This is a genomic window from Rhodoferax sp. UBA5149, assembly GCF_002413825.1.
Classification (GTDB): Bacteria; Pseudomonadota; Gammaproteobacteria; order Burkholderiales; family Burkholderiaceae_C; genus Rhodoferax.
In genome coordinates, this window is record NZ_DHXT01000080.1 from 8,207 (window position 1) to 13,286 (window position 5,080).

Consider the following 5,080-nt stretch of genomic DNA (forward strand, 5'->3'; position numbering starts at 1 on the left):
CGAATTGTGGTTGCCCTGCCCAGTAACCAGGTTGGCGTTGATATTCGTCAGCAAGGGAAAACCCTGGTTGTGGAGTTCATGAAATCCACTTTACCGGAAGGAATGCGACGCCGACTTGATGTGGCCGATTTTGGTACTCCGGTCCAAACTGTAACGACCTCCCAAGTGGGTGACCGCGTGCGGATGGTGATTGAGCCCAAGGGTCAATGGGTTCACAGTGCTTACCAGACTGACGAGCAGTTTGTGGTGGAAGTCAAACCGGTGAAGGTTGATCCGGCGAAATTGACGCAAGGTCCTGGCTACACCGGGCAGAAGTTGTCGCTCAATTTTCAGAACATTGAGGTTCGCTCTCTGCTGCAGGTCATTGCCGACTTTACCAATTTCAACATCATTACCTCTGATTCTGTTACTGGCGGAGTTACCCTGCGGCTTCAGGACGTGCCTTGGGACCAGGCCTTGGATATTATTTTGCAGGCCAAGGGTCTGGGCATGCGCAAGACTGGCAATGTGCTCTGGATCGCCCCCAAGGATGAAATCAACGCCAAGGAAAAACTGGAACTTGAATCTGTCGCTTCACTTCAAAATCTGGAACCTTTGCGTACGCAATCTTTCCAGCTGAATTACACCAAATCTGCAGATGTTGCCGCGCAGCTAACGGCCACTGGTGGGGGTACGGGGGCCAATAGTTCACGTATGTTGAGTCCGCGTGGGAGCACCATTGCCGAGACTCGTACCAATCAGTTGTTCGTGACCGATATTCCCAGCAAATTGGAACAGGTTCAGGAATTAATAGCCAAATTGGATATTCCCGTGCGCCAGGTTTTGATTGAAGCGCGAATTGTCGAGGCCACGGATACTTTTGGTAAATCGCTGGGTGTGAAGCTTGGCGGCGCCGATCTGCGTGCTCAAAAAGGCGGCGATGGCGGCTATTCGGTGGGCGATGGAAATCGCGTTGCCTTTGGTACCAGCTATTCCAATGTGGTCGCCAGTAGCGGCGCGGGTGGCGCAGCCGATCTAACCAGCAATTTTGTCAATCTGCCTGCGGTGGGTCAAAACGGCTACAACCCGGCGACTTTTGCAATCTCGCTTTTCAGCTCGGCGGCCAACCGTTTTCTCAATCTGGAACTTTCAGCGCTTGAAGCTGACGGCAAGGGCAAGGTTGTTTCGAGCCCACGTGTGGTCACGGCGGATCAGATCAAGGCGTTGATCGAACAGGGCACAGAGTTGCCCTACCAGGTGGCCTCCTCCAGTGGTGCAACCTCCATTGCCTTCCGGAAAGCGAATCTGAAACTGGAAGTGACACCGCAAATAACGCCAGAAGGCAACATCATCCTGGCTCTGGATGTCACCAAGGATACCGTCGGCCAGCAGACGGCTGCGGGGTTTGCCATCAACACAAAGCACATACAGACGCAGGTGTTGGTTGAGAACGGAGGCACCGTCGTCATCGGTGGTATTTTCGAGATGACTGAAAGCGATGACGAAACCAAAGTACCGCTGTTGGGCGATTTGCCAGGGATTGGCAACCTGTTCAAGAGCCGCGCCAGAATTTCAAACAAGCAGGAAATGCTGGTGTTTATCACGCCCAAAGTGGTTGCTGATAAGGTCTCGCGCTGACCGTTGCGACTAATAATGAATTACAGGACGTTGAGTATGAATTTGTTGAAATATGTAATGGGTCTTGCGGTTGCTTTGACCTTGACGGCGTGTGGCGGGGGGGGGGGGAATCCGGGCACGGTAAGTGGCACGACGACGGGAACCAGCACTGGCGACGCTACCACCACGCCTGCGGTTCTTCCCACGCTTAGTTTGGGACTAAGCGGTGGTGGTAGCTCAATTACTGCATCGGGATCTACTGTTGCACAGGCAACCCTCAAAGATGCAAGCGGAGCCCTAGTGACCACGGGTACGTTGGTTACTTTTTCTGGCGATCCAACATTGATTAAGTTCAGTCCAGCATCGGGGCAGGTGTTAACAGTCGGCGGTGTTGCTTCGGTTCAAGTTTCTCCGAATTCGTTAACGTCGGCGGGTGCAGGCACTTTGGTTGCTCACTCAACGGTTGGGACAACTGCACTATCGACCTCCTTTGATTTTCAATTGGCTGCCGCCAACTTGGGGCTGCAACCCTTGGCACTTGGGTCTGGGTCTTTGGCCGCCTATGCAAATCGCGCGATTTCAGTGATAGCTACCATCAATGGCGTGGCAGCGACCAACACCCCGGTACAAGTGACCTTCAATGCAAGCTGTGGAACAGTAACGCCTTCAGTTGTAACGACTGACGCGACTGGCACTGCGAATACAACCTACACAGCCAATGTTGCCACCTGCGCTGGAACCAATGTCACGATTACCGCTTCGGCGGTCGGCGCAACGTCGGTATTGGGCACAATCGCCGTGGCCAATTCGATTGCCACAAACGTTCAGTTCATCAGTACTACGCCTCAATTGATTTATTTGTCAGGCTCAGTCGGTACTACTCAGGCACAAGTAGTGTTCAAAGTGGTTGACTCCAGCGGCAATCCATTGCAGAACAAAAAGCTGCGGCTCTCGTTGAGCAATACCGCGACGGGTGTTAGTCTGGACACTGTATTGAACAACTTACCGGTTGATTTGACCACTGACAGTTTGGGGCTGGTTTCCGCAGCCGTCTTCTCGGGTACGGTACCGACATCACTGAATGTGAAAGCGACACTGCTTGATAACGTTGGCGTTGCTACCACTGTCTTTTCAAACTCCAACCTTCTGACCGTGGCCTCTGGCCGACCGACGCAAAGCTCGTTGAGTCTGTCACTTGAGAAATTCAGTATTGAAGCAATGTCGGTGGACGGTCAAACAACCACTGTGACACTATCGATGGCTGACCGTCAAGGAAACCCCGTTCCTCCAGGCACACAAGTAAACTTTGTTTCAGAGTCAGGTGTGATGTTGCCAGCGGTGTGTTTTGTTCCACCTGTCATACCGGCGACGACGTCATCACCGGCAATACCGGTCTCATCGTGTACGGTTACATTCAGGTCTCAAGGAACGCGTACTGCCAATGGCCGGGTTTCAATATTGGCTTATGTCGCTGGTGAAGAGGACTTCGTTGATACTAAAGGCAATAATGTTTATGAATGTGGAATGCCCTTTACAGATTTGGGCCGGGCATTCAGGGATGATAACGGCCAGGCAGTAGCTGCTAACGACAGTTTCGATTTAGGGGAATTTCAAGTCCCGCGTGTTGCTTCACTTGGCGTGGCACGTCCTGACGGGACAACATGTCCTGCAGTAATAAATGCCTTGCCAGGAGGAGCTGTCTTTGGGGTCTCGGGTACCAACGATGGTGTCTGGGGCGCCGCCGATGCTCGTCGGCAAGCTACTGTGATATTTGCGTCCAGTCAAGCCGTAATTACCGGTATATTGTCGCCAGTCGCTATAGTGCAGGGGTCGGTGCCTAGCGTGACTGCAGTTCCTGGCATCACCGTAACTATTGCCGATGCGAAAGGCAACAGCATGCCAACCGGTACCAAAGTTGACTTTAGCGTATTTGACAATAGCCCCAATGCCCCCGCTATTCCTGGCGGCAGTGGGGCATCCACAATTTTTTCTTGTACTTTGCACGGTACTGCCAGCTTCACAGTGCCAAATTCGTTGGCGCCATTATCTTTATTTGCCTCATTGCAAAATTGTGTCAGCAAAGATCAGCTGCAGGTTCAGGTGACGTCACCTCTTGGTACTGTTTCAACTCAATTGTTCACAATTCCGTGACTGTCAAGGGATGAAGGGAAGAGTTTCGATTGCCCTGATCGGTCTACCCGGTTCCGGCAAATCCACCGTCGGGCGCCAACTCGCCCGGCGGCTGCAGCTCCCCTTCGTTGACTCCGATCAGGTGATCGAGCAGCAGCTCGGCTGCTCGATCCGTGACTACTTCGAGCGTGAGGGGGAAGACCGATTCCGCGATATCGAGGAATCGGTGATCGACCAACTCACGCAGAATCAAGGAAGTGTGTTATCGACCGGTGGCGGTGTTGTGTTGCGGCCCGCCAACCGCCGGCACTTGCGGGAACGGGGTCAGGTGATTTACCTGAATTCGTCGCCCGACGAGCTGTTTAGACGTCTGCGTCATGACGTGAACCGGCCTTTGTTGCAGGTGGCAAACCCCTTGAGCCGTTTGCGCGATCTGCATGCGTTGCGCGATCCGCTCTATCGGGAAACCGCCCATTTCATCGTCGAGACGGGGCGCCCGTCGGTCGCCACCTTGGTCAACATGATTGTGATGCAGTTGGAGCTGGCGGGTGTTGTGCCACATTCGTGAAGTCGTGCTGTCGTGACGTCACGTTGTCAGGACACAGCGCGAAAAATCGCGAAGTGCCTCTAAACTCATGGGTATGAATGTCCCAGCCGCTAAATCAAGTTCAGCCAGTTCAACGGTCTCCATAGATCTGCAAGACCGCAGCTACCAAATTGCCATCGGTGGTGCCTTGCTTGACAATCCACGCACCTATTCCGAGCTGCCTGCTGCCACCAGCGCGTTGATTGTGAGCAACAGCACGGTCGCGCCTCTCTACGCGCAGCGTCTGCAAGCGGCGTTGCAGGGAAAGTACACCCATATTCACACCGTGACGCTGCCCGACGGCGAAGCCTACAAAACCTGGCAGACCCTGAATCTGATTTTTGACACCTTGCTGGAAAACGGCTGCGATCGAAAAACGGTTCTGTTTGCTCTCGGCGGTGGCGTGGTGGGCGACATGACGGGCTTTGCGGCGGCCAGCTATATGCGCGGCGTGCCCTTTGTCCAGGTGCCAACGACCTTGTTGGCGCAGGTCGATTCTTCGGTCGGCGGCAAGACCGGCATCAATCATCCGCTGGGCAAGAACATGATTGGTGCGTTTTATCAGCCACTCAAAGTGGTGTGTGATCTGGATACGCTCAAGACCCTGCCTGAGCGTGAACTCAGTGCCGGCTTGGCGGAAGTGATCAAGTACGGGCCGATTGCCGATCTGGACTTTTTGACGTGGATTGAGACCAACATCGACGCCCTGATGGCGCGCGACCCTGCGGCACTGGCCCATGCGGTGAAGCGCAGCTGCGAAATCAAGGC

Annotated in this window: 4 protein-coding genes; all 4 read left to right on the forward strand. The window is 53.9% G+C overall.

Translation table 11 applies throughout. From position 1 onward, the window contains the following. Window positions 1-1,617, forward strand: a 1,617-nt coding sequence (locus B3V69_RS06765; protein ID WP_296444988.1) for a type IV pilus secretin PilQ, incomplete at its 5' end; no start/stop codon positions are given. 36 nt (window positions 1,618-1,653) lie between these two features. Beyond that, window positions 1,654-3,747 (forward strand): hypothetical protein, encoded by a 2,094-nt coding sequence (locus tag B3V69_RS06770; protein ID WP_296444990.1) that lies wholly within the window; start codon window positions 1,654-1,656, stop codon window positions 3,745-3,747. A 10-nt stretch (window positions 3,748-3,757) separates the two neighbouring features. Continuing rightward, window positions 3,758-4,294, forward strand: coding sequence for a shikimate kinase (locus B3V69_RS06775; RefSeq protein ID WP_296444992.1), 537 nt, complete (start codon window positions 3,758-3,760; stop codon window positions 4,292-4,294). 67 nt (window positions 4,295-4,361) lie between these two features. After that, a partial coding sequence (locus B3V69_RS06780; RefSeq protein WP_414707480.1) for a 3-dehydroquinate synthase family protein occupies window positions 4,362-5,080 on the forward strand: 719 nt, incomplete at its 3' end.